This window comes from Testudinibacter sp. 'clade 2', from assembly GCF_006227735.1.
Lineage (GTDB): Bacteria > Pseudomonadota > Gammaproteobacteria > Enterobacterales > Pasteurellaceae > Chelonobacter.
The window spans coordinates 1-522 of record NZ_VDHB01000268.1 but is presented as its reverse complement, the minus strand read 5'-3'; the positions used below and the strand labels follow the sequence as shown (position 1 = coordinate 522).

The following is a 522-nucleotide window of genomic DNA, read 5'->3' as shown; positions in this document are numbered from 1 at the left end:
CTCTTTATCCAAAATTAAAGGAACAATTACAGGCAGAAAACTTAAATAATATTATAAAAAACAATTCTATATTAGAGCATGCTGCTTTAGGAAAAGGTAATTTAACTCAAAAAGGACATATAACTAGAGTTGAGGCTGAAAAGTTAGCAAAAGAGTGGGTGGGTGATATGGCAAAAGAAACTAGTAATGGTTGGATTAGTGCAGATGGAACAAGATTATATCGCTCCCCTAGTGTGAAAAAATATTCTATATATGCAGAAACAGGAGTTCAAGCTAATTTTGAACGAGGGTATATAAAAGAGGGCAAGTTTATTTCAGAAAGTAATTTACATATTAACATCAAGGACTAAATATGCTCATATTTGCAGAATTAAAACGAATTGATTTTAATGGTTATATCCTTAATAAAGACGAGGCTCAGATTGCAATATTAAATTCATCTTACTTTATTTCGTTATGCTTATCTATAGGTGAAAAAGGAAAAGAAGGGGCTGATTTCTTTAATGTTGATATATTTAATAC

1 protein-coding gene is annotated in these 522 nt (G+C 30.3%); it reads left to right on the top strand.

All coding sequences use genetic code 11. The features are described 5' to 3' along the window. The coding region (locus FHQ30_RS13375) for a hypothetical protein (RefSeq protein WP_500692287.1) at positions 1–350 on the top strand (350 nt) is incomplete at its 5' end. Positions 351–522: the final 172 nt, after the last annotated feature.